Genomic DNA, 24,772 nt, shown 5'->3' with positions numbered 1-24,772 from the left:
CTCAATAAAAGACCACTGATAAAAATCAATGGTCTTTAAATGATTAAGCAGCTTTCTGTTCAGTTTGAGTAATAGATTTTTGAAGCGAGTTATAAACTCCTGTTCCGATAACGTCTAATGCCATTTTCATTCGTTCAGGTGAAATGTTTTCTAATACGTTATCTTGAGGTGTATGGTATACCTTCTCAATATGATAGATTAATGGATTCCAACTATCGACACCCATCCAAATAAATAGAGCAGCAGGAATACCAGCTTCAGCAAACGGTACGTGATCACTGGAGCCAAATTTCCCTTGAAGAACGAGGTCATTATTTAATTGTTTACCTGCTTGCAAGGCAGCATCTGTTACAAAGTTTGTAGAGCCATCAGGTGTCATAGCGTATAAATTCTTTGCTTTATCATAATTTGTTGCAACCATATCAGCATTAAAGACGCCTAAAATACGGTCACGTTCTTTTTGGGATAGACTATTAACGTAATAATCCGAACCAAGTAATCCAGTTTCTTCAGAACCAAAGGTAATAAAGCGAATTTCTTTATCAGTTTCTACATTTTGAAAAGCACGAGCTAGTTCTAATACTAATCCAGTTCCAGAAGCATTATCATTTGCGCCAGGTGCTCCAACAACACTATCATAGTGCGAGCTTACAACGACTGCTTTTTCATTACCCGTACTCTTTTTGGGTTTCTTTTTTGCAATAACATTTAGAGATGTTAATTTAGATTCATGTCTTGCTTTTAGGGAAAGAATTGTTGTCTCTTTTTTAGCGATTTCTTCTTTAAATGCATTTCCTTGCGCATAAGCAAGACCAAAGACAGGGATAGATTGCTTTTTCGTTAGGCGGGGATTGAAGGTTTGTCCATAATTTCCGCGTCCGCCAATTAAACTGTATAAAAGAACACCTTTTGCACCTTTGCTAACAGCATTTTCAACTTGTTTATTATAGTCTGTAACTGTCGTTCCTCTTTCAAATAAAACAATTTTACCGTTTACTTCATTTGGAATATCTTCTAATTTTGTCCCACCTTGAACGAAGATAAGGGGAGCTGTAATAACTTCTGTAGAAATTAGTGCATTAGGAGCAGCACCGGCTTGCCAATTACGTTTTGTTGATAGTGGTGATTCAATAAATCCAATGTATTGATCGGGCACCTGAAATGGCTGATATTCTACTTCATAGCCCATTGATTTAAGCTGCATACCAATGTAACGAGAAGCCCATTCTTCGGATTTTGTTCCACCGGGGCGAGGACCAATTGTTTCAGATAAGAAACGAACATGTTCAATGGCGCGGTTTGGATCAATTTGTTTTGTAATAGATGAAGTTTGTGTAACTTCTGAAGTGGAATCCGCTTTTGTTTGCCCAATTGGAGCTAAGCTAACAGCAAGTGATATAGCAAGCAAAGAGCTTACTATTTTTTGTTTCAATGATTTGCTCATTTTTTCCTCTCCTATTCCTCTATTCTCTCTGACTGACAAAAGAAGACGGATAATGACTTTATTTTACCTTTGCGCCTTTTATTTTTCAATATTCTGACATTGAGAAATAAAAACAATATATGCATATTTGCATATTTTTGAGGGAGATATGTATGCTATCATTTTAAACGAAGGTTCGCTTTCTACTCTGAAAGCTCCTACATTGCATGAATCTAGTGTACCCAAACTTTAGATTATGTAGAGGAATGGAACCACTGTAGGGTTTCATTTCTCATGTTTGAATCAGTTGATGGTAATTATGTTTCCGCATTTCATAATTATTATCAGTGATATATGTAAGGCATCCATATGAAAATACGAGGCTGTTCAAAGGTTTTCCGTACTTTTGGGCAGCCTCACCCCGTTAAAAGGACGATACTTTATGTATCGTCCTTTTTGTATAAAAAAAACACCCAATCCATTGAGAGATTGATTGGGTGTGAAAAAATTATTAATAATGTTTTTTGCGTTTTGTAGCTAAAATACTTAATAATCCAGCTAGTAGAAGAACGATACCTACTGTTTGTATAGGATCTTCTTTATGACCTGTATTTGGAAGGTGCTTATCCGTATTTCGATCATCTTGCTGTTTGTTATCTGTTTCATTCGATGTTTCTTCGGAAGTTCCGTTTTCGTGTTTCTCAGATGTTTCAGTGCCTTTGTTTTCTTCTTTATTTGGAGGATTAACTGGCTTGTCATCTCCACCTGAAGAAGATTCAATCTTTTTATTTGAAACTGTAATTTGTAGTGGCGTAGCTTGGGCTTTATCAATTGTAAAGTTTATTGGTGATGCATCTAATTGATAGCCTTTAGGAGCCTTTGTTTCTATTAATTGATAATTACCAGGTTTCAAATCATTTATGATTACTTTTCCTTGTTGATTTGTTTTTAAACCTTCTCGGATGACGTTTCCATCTTGGTCTAAAATATTGAAAATGGCACCTTCAAGTGTTCCATGGTGATCAATATCAACTTTAGTTAACTCAATTGAACCTGTTGTTAAACTATTTAAAGCTGTAACAGAGGTAACCTGAGTTTGTCCTTTCGTAATTGTGAAAGGAATTGGTTTAACGTTTAAATCATAGCCAGTTGGAGCTTTCATTTCAATGAACTGATAGTCACCAGGACGTAAATCAGAAACAGAAATCTTACCATCTTTATCAGTAGTTAAATCAGAACGAACATCCTTGCCGTCCATATCCACAATTTTAAAGATAGCCCCTTCAAGAGTAGTGCCGTCGATGTCATCGACCTTAATTAATTCAACTGCACCTTTCGTTAAGCTATTCGTAGCAGTAACAGAGGCAATTTTTTCTTGGCCTTTTTTAACTGTGAACTTAATAGGTGTTTCGTTTAAGTCATAGTGTTCAGGAGCTTTTGTTTCGATAAACTCATAGTCTCCTGGTGGTAATTCATCCACAACTAAACGGCCGTTTTTATCAGTAGTTAAATCGGTACGGACGTCGTGTCCATCCTTGTTAACAATTTTAAATACTGCCCCTTCAAGTGTTGTGTTTTTCTTGGCATCATCTACTTTAATTAACTCTACACTACCTTTCGTTAAGCTATTAATAGCTGTAACGAAGACATGCTTTGTTTGACTTCTTTCGATTGTGAACTTAATTGGTTCTTCATTTAGGTCGTAATGTTTAGGAGCTTTCGTTTCAATAAATTGATAGTCTCCTGGTTGTAAGTTTTTAGCGATAATTTTACCATCTTTATTCGTAACTAAATTCGTGCGAATGTCGTTACCACTCATATCAGTAATTTTAAATACCGCACCTTCTAGCATTTCTTTCTTATCTATAGAGTCAACTTTTGTTAATTCCACGCCACCTTTTGTTAGGCCATTCTTGGCAGTAACAGAAACGTGAGTTAGTTGACTTTTCTCGATAGTGAAATCGATAGGTGTTTTATTTAAATCGTAATGCTTCGGAGCTTTCGTTTCAATAAATTGATAGTCTCCTGGGCGTAAGTTCGTAGCAGTAATCTTACCATCTTTATCAGTAGTTAAATCAGTGCGAACAATTTTACCTTTCGCATCGATGATGTTAAACACTGCATCAGAAAGTTTTGTATCTGGATTTATATCATCCACTTTTATTAATTCTACAGCACCCTCAGTTAAGCTATTTGTAGCAGTAACTTGGAGCTTTTCTTTTTGGCTTTTCTTAATTGTAAACTTAATAGGTGTACTATCTAATTTATAGTGTTCAGGAGCTTTCGTTTCAATAAACTGATAGTCCCCAGGACGTAAATCAGAAACAGAAATTTTTCCATGTACATCTGTTGTAAGCTCAGTGCGAATGTCATTACCATTCATATCAGTAATTTTAAATATCGCATCTTTAAGAGCGGTACCATCAACATCATCCACTTTAGAAAGCTCCACAGTGCCTTTCGTTAAGCTATTTGTAGCTGTAACAGAGATAGGCTCAGTTTGGCTCTTTGTGATTGTGAATGGAATTGGCTCTTTGTTTAAATCGTAGTGTTTCGGAGCCGTTGTCTCGATGAATTGATAATCACCAGGACGTAGGTCAGAAATGCTAATTTTCCCGTGTTGATTCGTAACAAGATCTTTGCGAATTACAGTACCATTCATATCCACAATTTTAAATACTGCGCCTTCAAGAGTAGTGCCATCGACGTTATCCACTTTAGAAAGTTCCACGCTGCCTTTTGTTAAACTATTTTTCATAGTAACGGTAGCAATATCCTTTTGGCTTTTTTTAATTGTAAATATAATTGGCTTTTCGTCTAAATCATAGTGTTCAGGAGCCGTTGTTTCAACGAATTGATACGTACCAGGACGTAAGTTTTCGACAACGATTTTACCTTCACTGTTTGTCTTTAAATCTGTTTTAAGTACTTTGCCATTTTGATCTAGTAAATTAAATATCGCATCGGCAAGTTTTGTTTGATCGTTTAAATCATCAACTTTAAGTAATTCGATACTACCTTGTTTTAAGCTATTTGTAGCAGTTAAAGAAATAGATTTCTTCTGTCCTTTTTCAATAGTGAATTTGATTGGTGTTTCATCTAAAACGTAATCTTTAGGAGCTTTCGTTTCGATGAATTGGTAATCACCAGGACGTAGGTCGTTAATTTCGATTAGTCCTTGTTCATTTGTAACAAGGTCTTTATGAACTACATCACCGTTCATATTAACAATTTTAAATACTGCATCTTTAAGAACAGTGCCATCAACATCATCAACTTTAGAAAGTTTAACTGCACCCTTTGTTAAAGCATTTGTAGCAGTGACATGAAGAGCTTCAGTTTGGCTCTTTTTAATTGTAAATACGATAGGTTTTTTATCTAAATCGTAATGTTCAGGAGCAATTGTTTCAACGAATTGATACGTACCAGGACGTAGATTTTCAAAAACAATTTTACCTTCATCATTTGTTTTTAAGCCTTCTTCAACTAGCTCTCCGTCTGCATCTAATAAATTAAATACGGCGTTAGCAAGTTTTGTATTTATATCAATATCGTCAATCTTTGTTAGTTCAACGCTACCTTTTTTTAAAGCATTTTTACCTGTAACATTGATCTCTTTCGTTTGACTTCTTTCAATTGTAAATGGAATTTGTGTTTCTTCTAATACATAGTGCTCAGGAGCTTTTGTTTCAATGAACTGATAGTCTCCAGGGCGTAAATCAGAAACAGAAATTTTTCCGTTTTTATCTGTAACAAGATTCGTATGAACTTCCTTACCGTTCATATCAACAATCTTAAAGATTGCACCTTCGAGCATCGTACGATCGATGTCATCGATTTTTGTTAATGTTACTGCACCTTTTTTTAAACTGTTAGTAGCAGTAACAGTAATATTCTCTTTTTGACTTTTTTCGATAGTGAACGGAATAGGCTCTTTGCTTAAGGTATAGTCTTTTGGAGCTTTTACTTCAACAAATTGATAGTCTCCAGGACGTAAATCAGAAGCAGTAATTTTACCGTTTTTATCAGTCGTTAAACCTTTGCGAATTACCTTTTTAGTATCATGAGCGTCAACGATTATAAATTCTGCACCTTCAAGAGGAGTGCCATCAACATCATCAACTTTTGTTAAAGTGACGCCACCTGTAAGTAAACTGTTTTTTACAGTAACAGGGATAGGAAGATCTTCCTTACTACCTTTTTTAACTGTGAACTTAATAGGTGTTTGATCTAATTTATAGTGTTCAGGAGCTTTCACTTCAATAAATTGATAATCGCCTGGTGCTAAATCAGGGATAACTAATACTCCGTGTGCATCTGTTGTTAAATCTTTCATAATTTCTTTGCCAGTTGCGTCTTGTAATGTGAATACAGCGCCGGCAAGAGCTTTCGCGCTCTCCACGTCATCTTCTTTAATTAATTTGACCTTTCCTTTCGTCAAACTATTTTTGAAAGTAATAGGGATGAGTTTTTGTTGACTCTTTTCAATCGTAAATTCGATTGGCTCTTCATTTACATCGTAATAAGTAGGAGCCTTCGTCTCGATTAGCTTATAATTACCCGGACGTAAGTCTTGTACTACTAATTTACCGTCTTTATCAGTAGTAAGTTCCGTACGAACATCCTCACCTTTGTCATTAACAATTTTAAATACTGCACCTTCTAGGGTTTCCTTAGCATTTACAGAATCAACTTTTGTTAATTCAATACCGCCTTTTATTAAGCTATTAGTAGCTGTAACGTTAATAGCAGTCGATTGGCTCTCCTTAATTGTAAATTCAATCGGTGTTTTATTTAAGGTATAATGCTCAGGAGCTTTCATTTCGATAAATTTATAGTTACCTGGACGTAAACCAGTAGCAATAATTTTACCTTCCTGATTCGTAACTAATTCTGTACGGACATCTTCATTTTTGTTATTAACAATTTTGAATACGGCACCTATAAGTGCAGTACCATCAGTATCATCGAGTTTTGTTAGTTCAACATCGCCTGGTAATAGACCATTTTCAGCTGTAATAACAATCGGTGTTTTTTGACCTTTCTCAATTGTAAATTCAATTGGTGTTGATCGCAGTTCATAATGTTCAGGAGCTTTCGTTTCAATAAATTTGTATTTGCCTGGACGTAAGTCAGAAGCTTTAACAGTTCCGTTTGTATCGGTAGTTAATTCTGTACGAACGTCTTCGTTCTTATCATTCACGATTTTGAACATAGCTCCAGCAAGAAGAGTCTTTTTATCAAATTCGTCGACTTTTAATAGCTCAACAGCACCTGTTGTTAAACTGTTTTTTGCAGTAATTGAGATAATGCTTGTTTGACTTTTCTCAATTGTAAACGGAATTGGTTCTTTATTTAAGTCATAGTATTTAGGTGGTGTTGTTTCAATAAATTGATAATCACCAGGATCTAAATCTTTAACGGTCAAAGTTCCATCTTTTTCTGTTTTTAAGTTTGTACGGACATCTTCATTTTTTTCGTTAACAATTTTGAATACCGCACCTTCAAGGGTAGTGCCATCAATATCATCCACTTTTGTTAACGTAACGCCACCTTTAATTAAAGCGTTTTTTGCTGTAATAGAAGCGGCTGTAGTTTGGCTTTTTTCTATTTCAAATAGAATAGGCGTTTTGTCTAATTCATAATGCTCAGGAGCTTTTGTTTCGACAAACTGGTATTTACCCGGACGTAAATCTTTTGCTTCTATTTGTCCATGTTCATTTGTTGTTAATTTCTCATATCCAGGAATATTTTTTCCGTTGCGATCCTGAACAGTAAACTCTGCCCCTGCTAAAGTTTTATTATAATTATCCACTTTTGTTAAAAGAGCAGATCCTTTAGTTAAAATATTTGTCGCAGTTCGGTTTACTACTGTTGTTTGATCTTCAGAGATAGTAAACGGAATAAGTTTGCTATCTAATTGATAATGCTCAGGAGCCTTCGTTTCTTGTAAGTAGTAAGTTCCTGGTTTTAGTTTATCTATAATAATTTGTCCGTTATTATTTGTTGTTAATTCTTCATGTTCTGGAATTACTTTTTTGTCTTTATCTAGTAGTGTGAAAACGGCGCCTTGTAGTGTTGCGTTTTTGTTCAGGTCATCAGATTTTGTTAAAACTACTTTCCCGACAAACTTCTTATTTGCAAGTTTATATGTTGTAGTCTCTTGTGTACCAAGTTCAACAATTTTCCCTTGTTTTAAATCCCAGCTAATTACATAGCCTTCAGGAGCCTTTGTTTCTTTTAATAAATATTTATCGCGTTTTAAATTATTAAATTTAGCGATACCGTCTTTGTCTGTTGTAATTTTACGGATAACAGTTTTACCTGTACGATCGTATAAAGTAAATTCTGTCCCAGCTAATAGTACGTTCTTATTGTCGTTATCTACCTTTATAATTTCAAGGTTTCCACGACCTTTGGTAGCAGATCCTCCGCCTGAACCAGAAGACATTCTCACTTCAATCGTTTCAGTAGTTTCTGTGTTTTTAACTGTCAACTTATTGCCTGTGATTTTCGCTTTATTACTTACTTTTTCTTTATCGTCTGCATTAATAAGTGAGCGATATTCTAAAATATAAGCTCGATCAATTTTTTTCAAGAAGGCAATTTCGAAATGTTGCTTTCCAGTATTATTGTCTGTTGTTATTTTGAGTTTATAGTCTGTTCCTTCTTTTAATTCGTTTACTGTATCTTTTGTTAAATTTCCATATGGATCAACAGTTGTAGGATATAAGTGGAATGAATCTTCTACAATTACCTGATTTTCGGTTGGGTCATCTGTTACAACCGCATCTGCAATGGTTGATTGGCTTTCGTTAATTGCGATACTCCAATTAATATAGTTGTCGTCTTGCACAGCTTTTTTAGTAACGAAGCTGCCACCTTTATTTACTTGAGTGTCACCTGTAAGGGTGTTAACAATTTTAGAGCCATCTTTTAAATCTGCCTCGTTTTTGTAGGTGCCTTGGATAAGTTCACCATCAAGGCTTGTTTTAAAGATAATATAGTAAGGTGAATTAATTGATTGTTTGAAATGAACCTTTAGGGTGTTTTTATTTTTCTCTGTAGGTTCTTCAAGTTCATATTTCTCAGTTGGTACAGCATTACCAGGTTGTGCATTATCAGGATTTCCATTTAAAATCATATCGCGCACTTCAATGGATCCAGGAACTAACTTTTGTTTATCTTGTATTACGTCTATAACATAAGGATCTTTAATCTCAACATTATTATAGTTAAAGCCTATTATCCAAGTAATTTCCTTCGTTTGGGCGTTATAAGAACCGTATTTATAACCATTTGCCTTTGTGAAAGTATCAGGATCGAAACTAGCTTCAACTTTATTTGATTGTGGCTTAGAATCCGTATCTATCCAAGATAGGTTACCTGTATTTTTAAATGAAGTTTTACCACTTTCTAGCTTTGTATAATCAAAGTCTGTCGTATATTTTACGACTAATGTCTTTGTCATATTAGACTGATATGTACCTATAAGAGTAATTTTGAAGCCTTTATCTGTTGCATCTAAAACATAGTCAGTCCCAGCTTGAAGGGTATAATTTCCGTCTTTAATTTCTAGTTTTTTATCTTTTAATTGTAATCCACCATGATCAAAGGTGTCCGTAATGATCGCGTTGTTTAATGGATAGTTGTTATTATTTACTATAATTGTCCAAGTTGTTGTTTTGTCTTTATAATTTGTTTCAGCTTTATTATTAGATTTAATAATATTTTGCTGCTTGAAGCTAGCTTCATTTTCTTTACTTGAATCATTATCAGCTGTAACTTTATTTTTTACTTTTCCATCTTCTATAACTTTATTAGTTGGCTTGGTTTTATAGGTAATCACATAAGCACTATTAATATCATCATTAAACTGTAAATCGAATCCATTCTTCTTGTTACTTACAGTGTAATTATTAACAGCGTCTCCTGTTACAAGCGTTCCCTTTTCATTATATGAAGCGTTTTTCACAACAATAGAATTTGCATCTAGTTCGTGTGTATCGTCAAAAATATCTTTTAAAATCGCATCTGCTTTTTTGATTTCTCTTTGATCACCATTGTAAGTAATTGTCCACTCAATTGTTTGCGTTTTTGGATCATATTTACTTGTTTTATTTAAGTGTGTACCACGAGAAACCGTTACAGTAGAGCTTGCGTTTTGTTGCTTTTGATTATCACTCGTTATCGTAACGTTATTTCGGAAACTTTTAATATTTTCATCAGTAATTTTTGTGGCATATTCGATTTGATATGCTCTATTGATAGAATCTTTAAAAGCAATCTCCAATTTTGATCCATCTGATGAAATAATATTGTACTCTGTTGGCTCAGCTTCTGTACCACGCGTTACATTCCCATTAACATCAACTTCTAAATAATAAACTTTAATAGAATTTTTATTTAAGCTTGTACCTTGTGGGATGTTATCTTTAAAAACAGCCTTTTTAAGGGTGTCTTTCGTTTTGTTCATCTCTACTTTCCAATTAATTTCATTTGTATTAATTGGTCTATCAGGTAACCCTTTTTTATTCGTAGCTGTTTGTACATTAGGCTTAAAGTCAACTGTAATAGAAACATCCTTATCTTTAATTGGGAAAGGAATTTCTTGTGTTGTTGTACCTTTAATTTCAGCTTTATTAAATTCTGTCTTTAATTGTAGGTTACCAGCAACATCTGGATGCTCTTCAACATAATCGTTGAATGTCATCGTGACTTTTCCGTCTTTTGTAACAGTAAAATTACCAATTTGATTGTTTTCACTATCATATAAAGGACTGTTAATTGTATTGTAAATCTTAAAATGTTTAGGAAGATCAAAGATATAGTAATCTCCGCTTTTCACATTCATTGATTTTAAAAGCTCCCATGTAAATTCAATATTGGCAGGGGAATCTGTATTTGGACGGTTATCCTCTGTAAATGGTTTTCCGTCTTTATCCGTCAACTTTACACCGGTTAAAATGTTTGTTGTTATTTGCTTTGGACCTGAATTTGTATTTTCAGCAGGGTCGCTTGCTAGCTTTCGTTCTGGATTGTCAGTAGCAATTTTAGCTGCTGGGTTTTGTTCCGGATTATCGGTAACAGGTTTAGTTGCTGGGTTTTGTTCCGGATTATCAGTAACAGGTTTAGTTGCTGAGTTTTGTTCCGGATTATCAGTAACAGGTTTAATTGCTGGGTTTTGTTCCGGATTATCAGTAACAGGTTTAGTTGCTGGATCTTGCTCCGGATTGTCAGTAACAGGTTTAGCTACTGGATCTTGCGTTTGTTTATTAGTATCCTGTTTGGTGCCATCTTCTTTAGAGTCTTCTACCTGAACAGGAACTGATATAGGCTGAACCATTGTTCCTAAAGGAAAAGCGATTTGAACTGATTTTTCTCCAGTTTTTAAAGTTGAGTTAAACACGGTATCAACTTTAATTTTTCCTTTAGCGTCTTTCAAATTTTCTACTTGATCATTAAATATTAATTTTAATTTATTATCTTTAGCTGTTATAAAATATTGACCAATATTTTTTTGATCTGTTACTAAATCCCCTTGCAAATCTTTAGATACTTTTAATGCAAGTGGTATTTGAACTACTGCTGTATCATTTGCATGTGCAACTTGTTGATCCTTTATTGACCAAGCGTATTCTAATTGAATGGTTGATCCTATCTTTATTAAGTTGGTAGGATTTTTTGCTTCGTCAATAATATGATTCGTTGCATCTTTCATTTCAACAGTGTCAAATAAGGAATCTCCTGTTAAGGTTTCCGCTTTTACTTGATTGTATGGAAAACTAGCAAGTTGCGAAAATAGTACGAATACAATTAAACATACATTGAAAAGTTTTTTCATTTTTCCTCCTCTGAACATTCATTTGTCCATTGGGGACTTATTCCACATGAACAAATGGAATATTAAAAGTATTTGTTATAAGCTATTTGTTTTTGCTATCCCTCCGTTTCTATACGCGTTCTCAGACAAACTGGATTATGTTCAAAGTAATATTATTTAACGTAAAACAAAATGTATATTTACACAGTGATTTGGAAACATACACAATTCGACAAAAAATGTCGAAAAAAACACTGATATAAAGAATGATATCAGACCTTTATATGTAAGATAGTTTTCATGTATATCTAGTAAAAAAGAATGGTTATAAAGGTAAGTTTTACGATACATACTAACCAAGGTAGTGTATCCCCTTGTGAAGGCTTATTTTTGCCTTAAAGTTATGTGGAAATAAAAATCTAGATAGGGTTGTTTTTGGTCAGAATGAAGACAATATGTACTTTGAAAACAGTCATCTATTTTGTCTAAAGAGAGTTTTACGATTAGTGGACCGAAGTTGAAAGACGATAGTTTTTTACATTGTTAGAGGAATATAAGAATTACAGAATATTCGACTAATCCGTTACTACGGTCATTTTGAGACTGTTTAAACAATAAAAAAGAAGGTGTTTTCCTCCTTAGCTACAATATCTTTTTAGTAAAGATAAGCTGAAGTAACCTCCGCTAAAGATTATATACTTAAATGATAAAGAGTTCAACAATAGTTCACATATTTTCCCAAAATTAAAAAACGGCTGTTTTATGTGGAATAAATCTACAAAACAGCCGTTTTTTTATATTAGATTTCTGTTAAGATTATTGGTTCACCGCGTGTTACGACAACGGTATGTTCACATTGTGCAACAAGACTTTTATCAGGTGTAACGAATGTCCAACCGTCGTCACCACGCTCAATAATATGATCAGCTTTCATAGAGATGAACGGTTCTACAGCGATAACAAGACCGTCTTTTAGAAGCGCATTATCCATTGGATCATAGTAGCTTAAAATGTGATTTGGTGCTTCATGTAAGCTAAGACCAATGCCGTGACCAGTTAAGTTTTGAATAACATTGTATCCACTTTTATGTGCGAAGTTTGAAACAGCACGACCAATTTGATTTTGTTTTGAGCCAGCTTTAACCTTTTTCATTGCTGCCCAAAATGCATCAACCGCTGCTTGGCAAAGCTTTTCTTTTGCCTCGTCTTCTCCAAGTACAAATGAAATACCTGTATCAGCATAATAGCCATCAAGTGCAGCAGATACATCGACGTTTACTAAATCGCCTTCTTTTAATACACGATCTCCTGGAATACCATGAGCAACTTCTTCATTTACACTAATGCAAGTTACACCTGGAAAATCATATTCTTTTTCAGGTGCAGAAATAGCACCATGCTCATCTAATACTTTTTTACCGATCAAATCAAGCTCTTTCGTTGTCATACCTGGCTTCGCTTGTTTTTTCATTTCTTCACGTGCAAGCGCAACGATGCGGCCGATTTTTCGTAAGCCTTCTAAATCTTGTTCATTACGAATAATCATGAAAACCACTGTCCTTCCTCGAATATATATCTTATCCGATTGTATCATGTTTATTTTCGTCCTGCTACTTGCTTGCGGTATGCGAGCTGATTCCTATCACAAGGAATATATGACAATTGTCATATCGATGTCATGACGTATCATACTGTTTCCTAAGTTTTCCAGATAATACAATGTAAATATAAGAAACGGCGGGGGTGGAGAGATGGAAAAGATTATTGAAGTAAATGGTGTTTCTAAAACATTTAAACATAAAAACGCAGTAAATAACGTTTCATTTCACGTGGATAAAGGAGAAATAGTAGCATTACTTGGACCAAATGGTGCAGGGAAGACGACGATAATTTCGATGATGCTTGGATTAAAAGATCCTACAGAAGGTACGGTTTCTATATTTGGAAAGAGTCCAAAGCATAGAGGCGTTCGTAATAATCTTGGGGCAATGTTACAAGAAGTAAGTGTGATTGATAGCATTACAGTGGAAGAGGCAATTGAGCTATTCCGCAGTTATTATACGAATCCGGTAGCGAAAGAAACGTTACTGCAGTTATCAAATTTAGAATCAGAGCGAAAGCAAAGATGTGAGAAATTATCAGGTGGGCAAAAAAGAAGGTTAAACTTTGCGCTTGCACTTGCGGGAAATCCTGATTTGTTATTTTTAGATGAGCCGACAGTCGGAATGGATATTACGTCTCGAAGAACGTTTTGGGAAACGATTCGAAAGTTAGCAAGTGATGGTAAAACGATTATTTTAACTACGCATTATTTAGAGGAAGCAGATGCATTGGCGAATCGTATTTTATTGTTTGCGAACGGGAAGATTATCGCAGATGGCACACCGGATGAGATGAAAGCGACGATTTCTCGAAAAACGATCTCGTTTTATTCGAAAGAGAAAATTCCTAAGAGTTTACTAAAGGAATTACCGCATGTAACAGAAGTACAGTCAAACGAAGGGCGCTTCACTTTGACGACGGAAGATACAGATGCCACTTTACAAGCAATTTATGAGAGGAATCTACCTGTAACAGATGTTTCAGTTGAACGTGGAAGTCTTGATGAAGCATTTGAACAGTTTGTAGCAAATCAAAAGGGGGAAATCGCATGAGAGCGTTATGGATGCAGTGCAAAATAGAAATTTTACGTACATTCCGCAATAAATTATTTATCTTTTTCTCATTATTAATGCCTGTTATGTTTTACTACATTTTCACAAATGTTGTTCAAGTACCACAAAACGGAGATGCGTGGAAAGCACACTATTTAATTTCGATGGCAACTTTCAGCATTGTAGGGACTGCACTCTTTAGTTTCGGTGTGAGACTTTCTCAGGAAAGAGGGCAAGGATGGACACATCTTCTAAAAATTACACCGCTTCCAGAGGGAGCATATTTAACAGCAAAAATTATCGCTCAAACAGTAGTAAATGCTTTTTCAATATTAGTTATCTTTATTGCAGGGATACTAATTAATCATGTTGAGTTAACGGTAGGGCAATGGATTGGTGCGGGATTATGGTTATTGTTAGGGGTGACACCATTTTTAGCGTTAGGAACAGTAATAGGTTCTATTAAGAAGGCAGACGCAGCTGCTGGCTTAGCAAATATTTTAAATATGAGTTTAGCTGTAATTGGCGGGTTATGGATGCCGATTGAAGTATTCCCAAAAATATTAAGAACGATTGGTGAGTGGACACCGACATATCATTTTGGAAGCGGTGCATGGGATATTGTAGCTGGAAAATCTATTGGATGGGAAAATATTGCGGTACTAGGAGGTTATTTCCTTATATTTGTTGTAGTATCAATATATATAAGAAAAAGACAGGAAGCGGTATAAATGATAGAGAAGAAGAGGATTGAGGTTTTTCCGAAACATATGGGGTTCTTTCCGTATATGTGGCTTGTGTATTTAGCGTTTCCGATTTATGCACTTGTACAAGAGGAGGGCTCAAGGTTAATGTTTGGGGCTGGTATGCTAATTCTTTTTTTATTAGCATACCGGCAGCTGTATTTTGTTACAAAAATGTTCGCAATGTGGGCTTGTATGCAAATGGTTATAGCCTTGTTATTTAGTTTTTTTTATAGTCCGTATCTTATTTTTTTATGTTTTTTCACATCAAATGCCATAGCATTCGCACCTACGAAAAAAATGTTTCGAATATTATTGGGATTATTAGTTGTAACACTTATAACATTTGTATATGGTGCGGGTTTTTCATTTACAAGCTTTATAAATACTGTACCGATGCTTATTTTAATGCTTGTTGCGCCTTTTGGGATGCGCAATTTTAATCAAAAAAAGATATTAAGAAATCAATTAAACGAAGCAAACGAGCAAATTAAAGACTTAGTAAAACGTGAAGAACGGCAGCGGATTGCGAGAGATCTTCATGACACATTAGGGCATACGTTATCTCTTATTACTTTGAAAAGCCAGCTTGTAGAGAAGTTAATTGTGAAAAATCCAGAGCGTGCAAGTGTGGAAGCGAAGGAAATTACACAAACGTCTCGTACAGCCTTAAAGCAGCTGAGAGAATTAATTTCTGATATGCGTATGATTACGGTAGAAGAAGAGCTAGAGCAAATAAAGGTAATCTTACAAGCAGCTAATATTGAATTAGAAGTGAGACAAGAAGCAAGCTCGAGCTCGTTATCACCAATTGAACAAAATATTGTCGGGATGTGTTTACGCGAGGCCGTTACAAATGTTGTAAAACATAGCAAGGCAACGCGGTGTGCAGTTTCTGTATTAGAATTGCAAGGTGAGCTAATTTTGAAAGTAGAAGATAACGGAATCGGTTTAACAGATCAAAATCATGATGGAAATGGTATCCGCGGCATGAAAGAACGAATTGCTCTTATTGATGGATTTGTTGAACTAGGTACAATCAATCCAGGGACGTTGTTAACAGTAAAGGTTCCAGTTGTTATTAGAACAGGAAAGGATGAGGTGAGGGCATGATTCGAATTATTATTGCAGAAGATCAACGAATGCTTCGTGGTGCATTAGGGGCCTTACTTGATCTAGAAGATGATATCGAAGTAATTGGGCAAGCGGCAAACGGGGAAGAGGCGCTAAAATTAATTGAATCGTTAAAACCGGATATCAGTATTATGGATATTGAAATGCCAATTCAAAGTGGATTAGATGTTGCTGAAGCGTTAAAGAAAGAAAAATCACCATGTAAAGTAATGATTTTAACAACATTTGCACGGCCGGGATATTTTGAAAGAGCAATGAAAGCTGGTGTGCACGGCTATTTGTTAAAGGATAGTCCAAGTGAAGATTTAGCGGCAGCAATTCGTAATGTAATGAAGGGGAAACGAGAGGTCTCCCAAGAGTTAATGTTCGGTCTATGGCAGGAGCAAAATCCGTTGTCAGATCGCGAAAAGGAAGTATTGTTGCTTGCGAAAGAAGGAAAGACGGCAAACGAAATTGCGAAGGCACTTTATCTTTCACCGGGTACAGTACGTAATTATATTTCTGAAGTATTAACGAAGCTCGACGCGAAAAATAGAATTGAGGCAATTACAATTGCGGAAGAAAAGGGTTGGATATAAGAAGAAGTTTACCTAAGAGGAGTAAACTTCTTCTTTGTTATTGTACTTCTATTAGCTTATTTACTCTTTGTAACGACTTGTAACCATGTGCTTCAAATGCCTTTGCAAATTCATTTGATACGGCAGTGCCATATAAATCTTTTGCAGCTTGTACGATGTGAGATTGAAGTGATTCAAAGTCTTCAGCGGAAGTTGCATAATTTTGCAATGCACGCATAACAACTTTGCTTACTTTTTCATTGCCTTGTTTTTGAACAGCAACACCGTTATATGTTTTACCTTCAGCTAATTGATATAATACGTGACTGATAATACCGGAATTCACGTGTGATTCTTGATTATTACCATCGTTATAGAAATCTTGTAAATTTGTATATAATTTATGACCGCCGTCACCAATTTCCCTTGGGATATCACGAATTGTTAGGCCACCTAATGTATCGCCCATAATCCAGTTTCCTTTATCTTTCTTTACGTAATATTCGATTTGTGTACCCCAGAAATCCGCTAATCCCTCGTTTAGTGCAGATGTTTCAGCGCTTGGATATCTCACGACTTTATTTTTCGTCGTGCCACTGAATACAGCATGTCCAAATTCATGAGCGGTTACATCAAGAGCTGATGTTAGTTTTCCGTTTAAACCATCACCAAATACCATTTGGTTCCAAGCGGGATGCCAAAACGCATTTACATAGTCCTCTTTTATACCATCACTAACTTCAGTAGAATCAAAACCATGTACACTAGCAACAACTTTTGAATCTTTATTATCGTAACTTTTTAGATTATGTTCTTTCTTAAAGTAATCATAAATATCACTCATGTTCTTCATAGCGCCCGCGGCTTCTTTATCTGCAAAATTAGGAGTGCTACTTGAAATTAGTGTCCCTGGATAACCAGCTTGACTATATCCCCCGAGGGAATCAGCGTAGTTTGCATTATAAATATAAATACCATTTCCGCGTGATAAATCCGCTAAATAAAATTTCCCATCAGTTCCTTTGGCAATATTGAAAGAGATGTTTTCTTGAAGTGCATTTTTCCCAGTTCCTTGCTCACTTGCAGGGGATAATCTAGGTGATGTTACTTGATTTATAGTCTTATTCTCTTTGTTTTTAATGAATTTTTCTTGGAAAAGTACTTCGCCAGTTTTTAAATCAACGATAGCATTGCCGTTTATAATTTGTTCATTGTTTTCATAAGTAAATGTAATAACAGTTGCGAATGTATAATAGCCATCTTTTTTCTTATAAACAACGGTTTCGCTAGAGAATTCTGTCTCAACTGCATCACTTGAAATTTGAACTATATCGCGTAATTTAGATTTTACTTCATTTTTCGACAAAAAATTTGTTATAGTAAGATTAGGTTGTTGATTTAAATTTTGAACAACTTTACCACTAACAGTTGTGATCACTCCATTTTTATCTACTTTTACAATGAGATCTTGGCCATATACTTTATAGTTTTTATATGTTTGTGCAAGGCGAACTTCGGTTTGATTTTCTTTGGTTTCTTTATTTGTAGGTTGGAAATCTACATTTTTTTCAGTAGTGACTTGTTCTTGTTGAGCTTTAGCCCCATCTACCTCACCTTTTAAATACTTTTTAGCAATATTTTCTTTCGTATCATTTTGAGGTTGTGTTAATTTCCCGATTGTTAAACCAGGCTGAGCAATTTCAACTTTGACTGCACTTTTGTCTAATTCTTGAGCATGAATAGCTTCTGTTGATAAAGGGTAAAGAAGACCGAATGTAACGAAAGCACTGGCAAGTTTTCTATAATTCATCTATAACACTCCTAATCTATTATTGTATGTGAGATGAATTGTATGAAAAATTTGCCGAATTTTATATATATTATGCATTATTTCATATCAAAAATTGTCGAATGCACATTATTGTAGTGGTATGACAACTTAACAAATTAGATTGTTATAATGGGATGGTGAGTAAGTATGCAAGCAGAGAAATTAGGAAGTGAAATTAAGAAAATTAGAGTGTTAAGAGGATTAACACAAAAACAGTTATCCGAGAACATATGTCATCAATCGGAAGTAAGCAGAATTGAATCGGGTGCGGTATACCCAAGTATGGATATATTGCAAGGTATTGCAGCAAAGTTACAAGTTCCCATTATTCATTTTTATGAGGTACTCATTTATTCCGATATTGAGAGGAAAAAGCAGTTAAAAGATCAAATCATTATGCTTTGCAAGCAAAAGAAATATAAAGAAATTTATAATAAAGTATGGAATGAGCTGAAAAAGGAAGAATATCATCCGGAGTTTCAGCAATTTCTTCAATGGCAATATCATGTAGCAGCTTATGTATTGAAGAAAAGTGATTATGAATATTGTATTTTAGAATTAAAAAAATTGTTAAACCAACAATTAACTGGGATTGATGTGTACCAAAATCTTTATATAGAGAATGCAATTGCAAATATTTATGCTGAAAATGGTTACTTTAAGAAGGGTATGGAGTTATTTGAAGGTATATTAAAGCAATTAGAGGTATTACCTGAAAATAAAGAGTTTGATGTGAAGGTAAGACATAATTATGCAAAAACATTATACTTAGATAATCAATATGAAGAGGCTCTTTTTCAAATAAATAAAGCTATTGAAATATCGTGTCGAATCAATAGTATGGCATTGATTGGGCAGCTATACTATCAAAAAGGTGAATGCTTGGAAAAGCTAGGCTATGATGAGACAGAGAGTGAAGAGGCTTATGAAAAAGCTTGTTTCTTTTTTGATATATTAGAAATGCATACGTATAAAGAAAAGTTTATGAAAAAAATGAAGAAATAAAATAACACAAAAACTAAATATGCATAATTGCATAATGTATGGATAAATTTTCATGATATATTAAAAGAAAAAATGTGGGTGATGGAATATGAAGAAACTACTTATTGGTAGTTTATTAACGTTAGCAATGACATGGGGTATTTCATTAGCAGATACAGCTTTAGAGAAAAGCCAAGTAATTTCTCATGATGATCAAGAGGTACAATTAGCTTCAGATATGCCTTTTGAGTTTTAAAAAACAACCGCCTTACTTAGACGGTTGTTTTTTTATGGAGTAACATCCAAACGTCTTTACTAGAAACAGGTTTGCTAATAAAGAATCCTTGAATGTGATCACAATTTTGTCTATGTAAAAATTCCCATTCTTCTTCCGTTTCTACACCTTCTGCAATCACTTCTAAATTTAGTTCTTTTGATAGTGTAATAATGGAAGAGACAATTGCTTCTTCTAAAGGACTATTTGTAATTCCACAAATAAACTCTCGAGCAATTTTTAATGTGTTAATTGGATATTTTGTTAAATAAGCTAAAGAACTATAACCAGTGCCAAAGTCATCGATTGAAATTTGAATGCCGAGATTTTGAAGCTGTTCTAGTTTTGCAACTACAGATTGATTTTGATTAATTGCGATGCTTTCCGTAATTTCAATATCTAGTGCTTCTGGTTTCAGTTCTGTTTCTTCTAACACCTTTGAAATAGTTGGGATTAAATCTGCATGGTTAAATTGAACAACAGATAAATTCACACCAACTTTTAAGTGAGAAAAACCTTGATTATGCCATCTTTTTGCCTCTAAACAGGCAGTACGTAAAATCCAATTACCAAGTTCAATAATAAAACCAGTTTCCTCTGCTAGAGGAATAAATTGGGCAGGAGATACGATACCGAGTTTTGGATGCTTCCAACGTATTAATGCTTCAAAACCGATAATTTCTTTTGTTTTTGTGCTTACTTGTGGTTGGTATTCAAGGAAAAATTCATTTTGTTGTAATGCTTTTGAAAGTTCACCTTCTAAGAATTGAATTTCATTTTGAGCGATACTCATTTCTTTTGAGAAGAAAACAAATCTGTTTTTTCCATTTGCCTTCGCACGGTACATAGCCATATCAGCATTTTTCATTAACTCATTTACATCAGTTCCATAATCAGGATACATCGCAATTCCGATACTTGGTGTAATAGAGAGTTCTTCGCCTTGAATGAAGAATGGTTTGTTTAAAATAGTTAAAATCTGTTCAGCTATAAAAATTGCACTTTTTTCTGAGTACATTTCTGGTAATAGAATGGTAAACTCATCTCCACCTTGGCGAGCGACGACATCTTTTGAACGCAAGCAACCGCGTAGTCTGTTTGCTACTTCAATTAATAATAAATCTCCGACGTCATGGCCAAGTCTATCGTTAATTTTTTTAAATCGATCTAAATCAAGGAATATGACGGCGACATCATTTGCGTTAGTTTGGGCTGTATTCAAAATGGCTTTTAAATCTTTTTCGAACTTTCGGCGATTTGGTAATCCAGTAAGTGCATCGTGAAAGGCTAAATGTTCTACTTGTTTTTGTTTCTCATATAAAGTGGTAATATCACGCGCTATCCCAAACATTCCGACCACTTCTTTGTTTATAAAAGTGGGGATAAGTGTAATATGGAGATAATAATAATAGCCTTCTTGTTCTTTTGTACGAACTTCTAACGTTTGTGGCTTACCTTCCTTTGTAATTTGTAAAGCCTTCTTTAGTAGTTCGTGGTCTTTTGAATCAATGAAGTGTACCAGAGAATAGCTTGCCACTTCGCAATAATAGGCAGTAAATAAGCTTTCGCATGCCTTATTAGATTGTTGAAAAATGCCATTCATATTTAAAGAGAAAACGGCATCGGGATGATCTTCGAATAAAGATTTATAGCGTTGTTCACTTTTTGATAATGCAAATGCACCTTCTTCAACTTCGCCCTCTAGTTGTGTAGTCAACTGTTCATATGTATGGATTAGTGCTTGATTATCTTTCCACATGTAAAGTTGCCGCAAGAATAACAAAATAAGTGATAACACGAGGCCGATTAACATGAATTTATCATCCCAAGGTTGAATGATAATAAAAGAAAAAGTAATAATTATACTAAAATAAGGTAGTATAAAACGTATATAATCGAATCGATAATATTTTGCTTTCGTTTCATGCTGCATTGGTTTATCCAAAATATATAGTATGGAAGAAAGTCCAATTAATAAAATAGAAGCAGTGTGTATTAAATAATTAATTTCAGCGGAAGTTTTCATCCCAAAATTCAATTGAAACAGATGAATATAACCGTATACGAGTATAATAGTGAAACCGATAATTAATGCGACTCTACTAGAAGAATATTGTTCTCTTCTATATAGGCTAATAACGGCGTAAATTACTAATGATTGTGCAATGAAATACCCAATTAAAATCCAAGTATCCTTTGTTAACATGCGGAAGCTTGAAATATCTAAGATAAAAGTTAAGGTGAAATAAATGTTCATAATAATAATAAAGATGCTATCGAATGAGAATTGAGAAAGTCCCTTAATAGAGTAATTTTTTATAAACTTTATAGCAAATCCAACAAAGAGCAAAATATATTGTATGATAAAAAAAGGTAATGCTTTATACGAAAATATAGATTGATTATTCATGGAAATCGAACTAAGAAATAGGGTTATCTCCATAACTAATCCACATAGGCAAGTGCATAGTAATAAAATCCAAAATAGTTTATCACTGCGTTTCATTTTTTTAATAGCTTTATATAAACAGTGGCAAGAAAAAAGTGCAGCAAAACAGAATAAGAAAAGAATCCCAATTTCCTTTATATGCGACTCATTTGGAATAAAGAGTATCCAAAGAGCAAATATAGATATGTATATTATGACAAATTGTACATACTTTTTTTGATTAATCATATTATGACTCCGTTTCAATAAAGTTGAATCTCGGGGGAATGCTAATTTAAATAATAGCATATAAAATAGGATGTTTTTTACTATAAAAATTACTTTTTTGAAAAAATGGTGCAAAGTTACAATTTACCACTGTAACATTGCACCACTTATTCTTTTAATGCCTCTTATAGCAGAAAGTTCATCTATTAATCGGAATAGTGCTAAGTCTTTTTGTTTACTTTCAATCATAATATCGAAATTATGATTGTTTTTTTTTGCAACGTGTAAGAAGGGTTTAATAAACTCTAAATCGATATATTCAGCATGAGCCCTAAATTCTTTTTCCGATCTTGGGGAGGAAATGTGAACTTTAGGAGAGATATTTGTATGTGACCAAGTTTCAAAAATTGCAGGAAGCAACTCTTCTAGTGGTTCCTCGCAAAGATTGGCCATATGATGATGATAATCAAATACAAATGGGATATTTTCTTTTTGGCAAATTGATAAAGTTTCAGAAGTTGTATACGTTTTATCATCATTTTCAAGAGTCATTTGTTTTTTTATATGTGCAGGAAGTTTTTTTATGTTTTCATGGAAGCGCTCAATTGCCTTTTCTTTATTTCCATAGGCTCCACCTACATGAATGTTAATGTAAGAAGAATCTGCAATGCCTATAGCATCCAATATTTTATAATGATAAGTCATATCCGTAATAGCGTTAGTAGTAATATGTGGCTTGTCGCTTGTAAATAACGTAAATTGATTTGGATGAAAACTTATTCGTAAATTGTGCTCTTTAATTAAAGCTCCTATTTTACGCCAAAGTGGTGTGAATACCCCAATATAGTCAAACTCGACTTCGGGGTGTGTTGCCAGTGGGACGATGGAAGACGATAGGCGATATAGCGGGATTTCATGCGCTATATTGTAATGAAGGATACGTATTGTGTGCTCTAAATTTTTCCTTATAACATGGTACAGTTTGTCTTCTCGTTCTTGTTTACTCAGTTTTTTAAAGCTTGTAAACGTCATTGTTTTGGCAGGAGAACAGTCCCAGAGTGCCATTGCATTTGAGACATATCCAAACCGCATAATCATATGAGATACACCTCTTTTATTCATTGTCTTTCCTATAAAAAGAAAGCAAGCATTGTTCCAATCCATTCCTTTCCTCTATCGATAAGAGAAGGTGGGTTTACATCGCTATAGGAAAGTACGGATGCATTCTCTAGATCTTCATGGAATTTATTTTTTACTGTTCGAATGAAATGTTTATTATATAACAGGCAGTTTATTTCATGGTTAATATATAAACTTCTCATATCAAAGTTTGCTGTTCCGATATCACAAATATCATCATCCACTATAATAATTTTGGCGTGAAAAAAGCCTTGTTGAAATGCGTAAATATTGCAACCAGCCTGTATTAATTTTCGGCAGTACGGGAATTTTGCTTCTCGAACGAGAGGATGATCAGCTTTTTCTGGGACGAGAATTGTGATTTGAACCCCTCTTTCTCTTGCTTTTAATAAGGCATTCATAATTTTTTTTCCAGGAATGAAATATGGTGTACCGATACAGATTTCTTTTTTTGCTCCGTTAATTAAATGTAAAAAAGTATGCTGTAAATAAGCACCATCAGTCGGAATAAATCGATGCATTATGGTACCTTTGTTTTGTTTTGGAAAATAAAGAGAAGCATCCAAAAAATTCTGTTTCGTATCATCAAACCAGTCATGCAAAAATTGCTTTTGTAAATCTTGAACCCCTTCTCCTGTAAGACGTAAATGATAGTCTCGCCATAATCCTAAATATTCATTATGCCCTAGATACTCTTCGCCGATATTAAATCCCCCGATATAGCCAGTTTTCCCATCAATCACTGTAATTTTTCTATGATTTCTTTGATTGGCAGAAAAGAAAAGCAGAGGAAATTTTACCTTATGACAAAATGAAAAAGATACACCATGTTTTCGCAGGGAGCGAATAGCTTCGTTTGATAAATAGTGGCTGCCAAATCGATCAAGTAAAAGTCGTACTTCAATTCCTTCCTGAGCCTTATCAATCAGCAACTTTAAAAATTCACGACTGATTTTATCGTTTTTTACAATGAAGAATAAAATATGAATGTGGTGCTGTGCTTGTTTTATATCCGTAAATAAGGCGTCATACAAATCTTTCCCGTATGTATAAAGGTGAAAATCACTTTGACGTAAAGGGAAAGTGCGAGAGCTTACCCGCTTTAAATGAAGAAGTCTCCCGTATGAAAGGTCAATTGTAATCCAAAGAGCAACGGATATTAACAAAAGAGATAAGTAGAGCATCAGTGAATTCCCTCCTTCGCATTCTTTTCACCTTCAGTGTGTTACAAATGATACGGGTAGCACGGTTGTTATTATAAATTTCATCAGAGGATAGTATGTTGCACTGATTAAAGTTTCACTTTATCCCGCTTTAACGGGCAGTAAGCTTCCTACTTCAAAAATTGATGAATAAGTAGAAGTGAGTTTGGAAATCAACTGCCTGTAAAAGCCCGATTGGTTCAACTAATAATCAGTGGGGGGTGAACCGCCCCTACTGTTTAAAGTTTCACTTTATAGTTTCACCGAAATAAACAGCTTTATGAAAAAATGTGTTGTTCTATAACAAAAAACTGTTGACTGAATGCTCACTCATTATATAATGGGGGTAGG

At 34.4% G+C, this 24,772-nt stretch carries 13 protein-coding genes; 6 read left to right on the top strand and 7 right to left on the bottom strand.

Annotated features, from left to right (window positions below; all coding sequences use genetic code 11):
- Nucleotides 1–43 precede the first annotated feature (43 nt).
- The 3 genes from JFU02_RS18485 to map all read right to left on the bottom strand — a co-directional run bounded on the left by JFU02_RS18485 (nucleotide 44) and on the right by map (nucleotide 12,840).
- Nucleotides 44–1,444 (bottom strand): M28 family metallopeptidase, encoded by a 1,401-nt coding sequence (locus JFU02_RS18485; protein ID WP_098617532.1) that lies wholly within the window; start codon nucleotides 1,442–1,444, stop codon nucleotides 44–46.
- A gap of 490 nt (nucleotides 1,445–1,934) precedes the next feature.
- Complete coding sequence (locus JFU02_RS18480; RefSeq protein WP_201071420.1) at nucleotides 1,935–11,267, bottom strand: SpaA isopeptide-forming pilin-related protein; 9,333 nt, start codon at nucleotides 11,265–11,267, stop codon at nucleotides 1,935–1,937.
- Between the two features lie 778 nt (nucleotides 11,268–12,045).
- A complete protein-coding gene (map, locus tag JFU02_RS18475) occupies nucleotides 12,046–12,840 on the bottom strand; it encodes a type I methionyl aminopeptidase (RefSeq protein ID WP_103945797.1) in 795 nt (264 codons plus the stop codon).
- Nucleotides 12,841–12,997: 157 nt separating this feature from the next.
- On the opposite strand from map, the gene JFU02_RS18470 reads away from it, so the two are divergent.
- The 4 genes from JFU02_RS18470 to JFU02_RS18455 are packed head-to-tail and all read left to right on the top strand — an operon-like array spanning nucleotide 12,998 to nucleotide 16,355.
- Entirely contained in the window at nucleotides 12,998–13,900 is a 903-nt protein-coding gene (locus JFU02_RS18470; protein WP_061667908.1) for an ABC transporter ATP-binding protein, read from the top strand.
- On the top strand, nucleotides 13,897–14,631 hold the full coding sequence (locus tag JFU02_RS18465) for an ABC transporter permease (RefSeq protein ID WP_001202432.1): 735 nt from the start codon (nucleotides 13,897–13,899) through the stop codon (nucleotides 14,629–14,631). The genes JFU02_RS18470 and JFU02_RS18465 overlap by 4 nt, the downstream gene beginning before the upstream one ends.
- Entirely contained in the window at nucleotides 14,632–15,756 is a 1,125-nt protein-coding gene (locus JFU02_RS18460) for a sensor histidine kinase (RefSeq protein WP_086407136.1), read from the top strand. It begins immediately after the preceding gene.
- Nucleotides 15,753–16,355: a response regulator transcription factor gene (locus JFU02_RS18455; RefSeq protein ID WP_000619243.1), complete on the top strand. Its 603-nt coding sequence runs from the start codon at nucleotides 15,753–15,755 to the stop codon at nucleotides 16,353–16,355. Before JFU02_RS18460 ends, JFU02_RS18455 begins: the two co-directional genes overlap by 4 nt.
- A gap of 37 nt (nucleotides 16,356–16,392) precedes the next feature.
- Here JFU02_RS18455 and JFU02_RS18450 read toward each other — a convergent pair whose 3' ends face one another.
- On the bottom strand, nucleotides 16,393–18,144 hold the full coding sequence (locus JFU02_RS18450) for a M4 family metallopeptidase (protein ID WP_001109526.1): 1,752 nt from the start codon (nucleotides 18,142–18,144) through the stop codon (nucleotides 16,393–16,395).
- Nucleotides 18,145–18,312: 168 nt separating this feature from the next.
- Between JFU02_RS18450 and JFU02_RS18445 the strand changes: the two genes are divergently transcribed.
- Both JFU02_RS18445 and JFU02_RS18440 read left to right on the top strand, forming a co-directional pair.
- Nucleotides 18,313–19,170 (top strand): helix-turn-helix domain-containing protein, encoded by an 858-nt coding sequence (locus tag JFU02_RS18445; RefSeq protein WP_001147496.1) that lies wholly within the window; start codon nucleotides 18,313–18,315, stop codon nucleotides 19,168–19,170.
- Between the two features lie 88 nt (nucleotides 19,171–19,258).
- Entirely contained in the window at nucleotides 19,259–19,405 is a 147-nt protein-coding gene (locus JFU02_RS18440) for a quorum-sensing peptide PapR (RefSeq protein WP_000734744.1), read from the top strand.
- 16 nt (nucleotides 19,406–19,421) lie between these two features.
- Here JFU02_RS18440 and JFU02_RS18435 read toward each other — a convergent pair whose 3' ends face one another.
- The 3 genes from JFU02_RS18435 to cls form a co-directional block, all read right to left on the bottom strand.
- The gene (locus JFU02_RS18435; protein WP_061667906.1) at nucleotides 19,422–22,100 is read right to left on the bottom strand and encodes a DUF4084 domain-containing protein; all 2,679 of its coding nucleotides are present in this window, start codon (nucleotides 22,098–22,100) and stop codon (nucleotides 19,422–19,424) included.
- A gap of 123 nt (nucleotides 22,101–22,223) precedes the next feature.
- Nucleotides 22,224–23,177 (bottom strand): UV DNA damage repair endonuclease UvsE, encoded by a 954-nt coding sequence (gene uvsE / locus JFU02_RS18430; RefSeq protein ID WP_097821144.1) that lies wholly within the window; start codon nucleotides 23,175–23,177, stop codon nucleotides 22,224–22,226.
- Nucleotides 23,178–23,209: 32 nt separating this feature from the next.
- Nucleotides 23,210–24,403, bottom strand: coding sequence for a cardiolipin synthase (cls, locus tag JFU02_RS18425; RefSeq protein WP_000966426.1), 1,194 nt, complete (start codon nucleotides 24,401–24,403; stop codon nucleotides 23,210–23,212).
- Nucleotides 24,404–24,772 lie beyond the last annotated feature (369 nt).

Origin of the sequence: Bacillus sp. TH13 (assembly GCF_016651175.1) — a bacterium.
Lineage (GTDB): Bacteria > Bacillota > Bacilli > Bacillales > Bacillaceae_G > Bacillus_A > Bacillus_A thuringiensis_S.
The sequence above is the reverse complement of the archived record's forward strand: the minus strand, read 5'-3'. Positions and strand labels throughout refer to the sequence as shown.

Bases quoted from the DNA above. Each gene is read 5' to 3' on its own strand.
- JFU02_RS18485 (WP_098617532.1), bottom strand. From the start codon at position 1,444: ATGAGCAAATCATTGAAACAAAAAATAGTAAGCTCTTTGCTTGCTATA.
- JFU02_RS18480 (WP_201071420.1), bottom strand. From the start codon at position 11,267: ATGAAAAAACTTTTCAATGTATGTTTAATTGTATTCGTACTATTTTCG.
- map (WP_103945797.1), bottom strand. From the start codon at position 12,840: ATGATACAATCGGATAAGATATATATTCGAGGAAGGACAGTGGTTTTC.
- JFU02_RS18470 (WP_061667908.1), top strand. From the start codon at position 12,998: ATGGAAAAGATTATTGAAGTAAATGGTGTTTCTAAAACATTTAAACAT.
- JFU02_RS18465 (WP_001202432.1), top strand. From the start codon at position 13,897: ATGAGAGCGTTATGGATGCAGTGCAAAATAGAAATTTTACGTACATTC.
- JFU02_RS18460 (WP_086407136.1), top strand. From the start codon at position 14,632: ATGATAGAGAAGAAGAGGATTGAGGTTTTTCCGAAACATATGGGGTTC.
- JFU02_RS18455 (WP_000619243.1), top strand. From the start codon at position 15,753: ATGATTCGAATTATTATTGCAGAAGATCAACGAATGCTTCGTGGTGCA.
- JFU02_RS18450 (WP_001109526.1), bottom strand. From the start codon at position 18,144: ATGAATTATAGAAAACTTGCCAGTGCTTTCGTTACATTCGGTCTTCTT.
- JFU02_RS18445 (WP_001147496.1), top strand. From the start codon at position 18,313: ATGCAAGCAGAGAAATTAGGAAGTGAAATTAAGAAAATTAGAGTGTTA.
- JFU02_RS18440 (WP_000734744.1), top strand. From the start codon at position 19,259: ATGAAGAAACTACTTATTGGTAGTTTATTAACGTTAGCAATGACATGG.
- JFU02_RS18435 (WP_061667906.1), bottom strand. From the start codon at position 22,100: ATGATTAATCAAAAAAAGTATGTACAATTTGTCATAATATACATATCT.
- uvsE (WP_097821144.1), bottom strand. From the start codon at position 23,177: ATGATTATGCGGTTTGGATATGTCTCAAATGCAATGGCACTCTGGGAC.
- cls (WP_000966426.1), bottom strand. From the start codon at position 24,403: ATGCTCTACTTATCTCTTTTGTTAATATCCGTTGCTCTTTGGATTACA.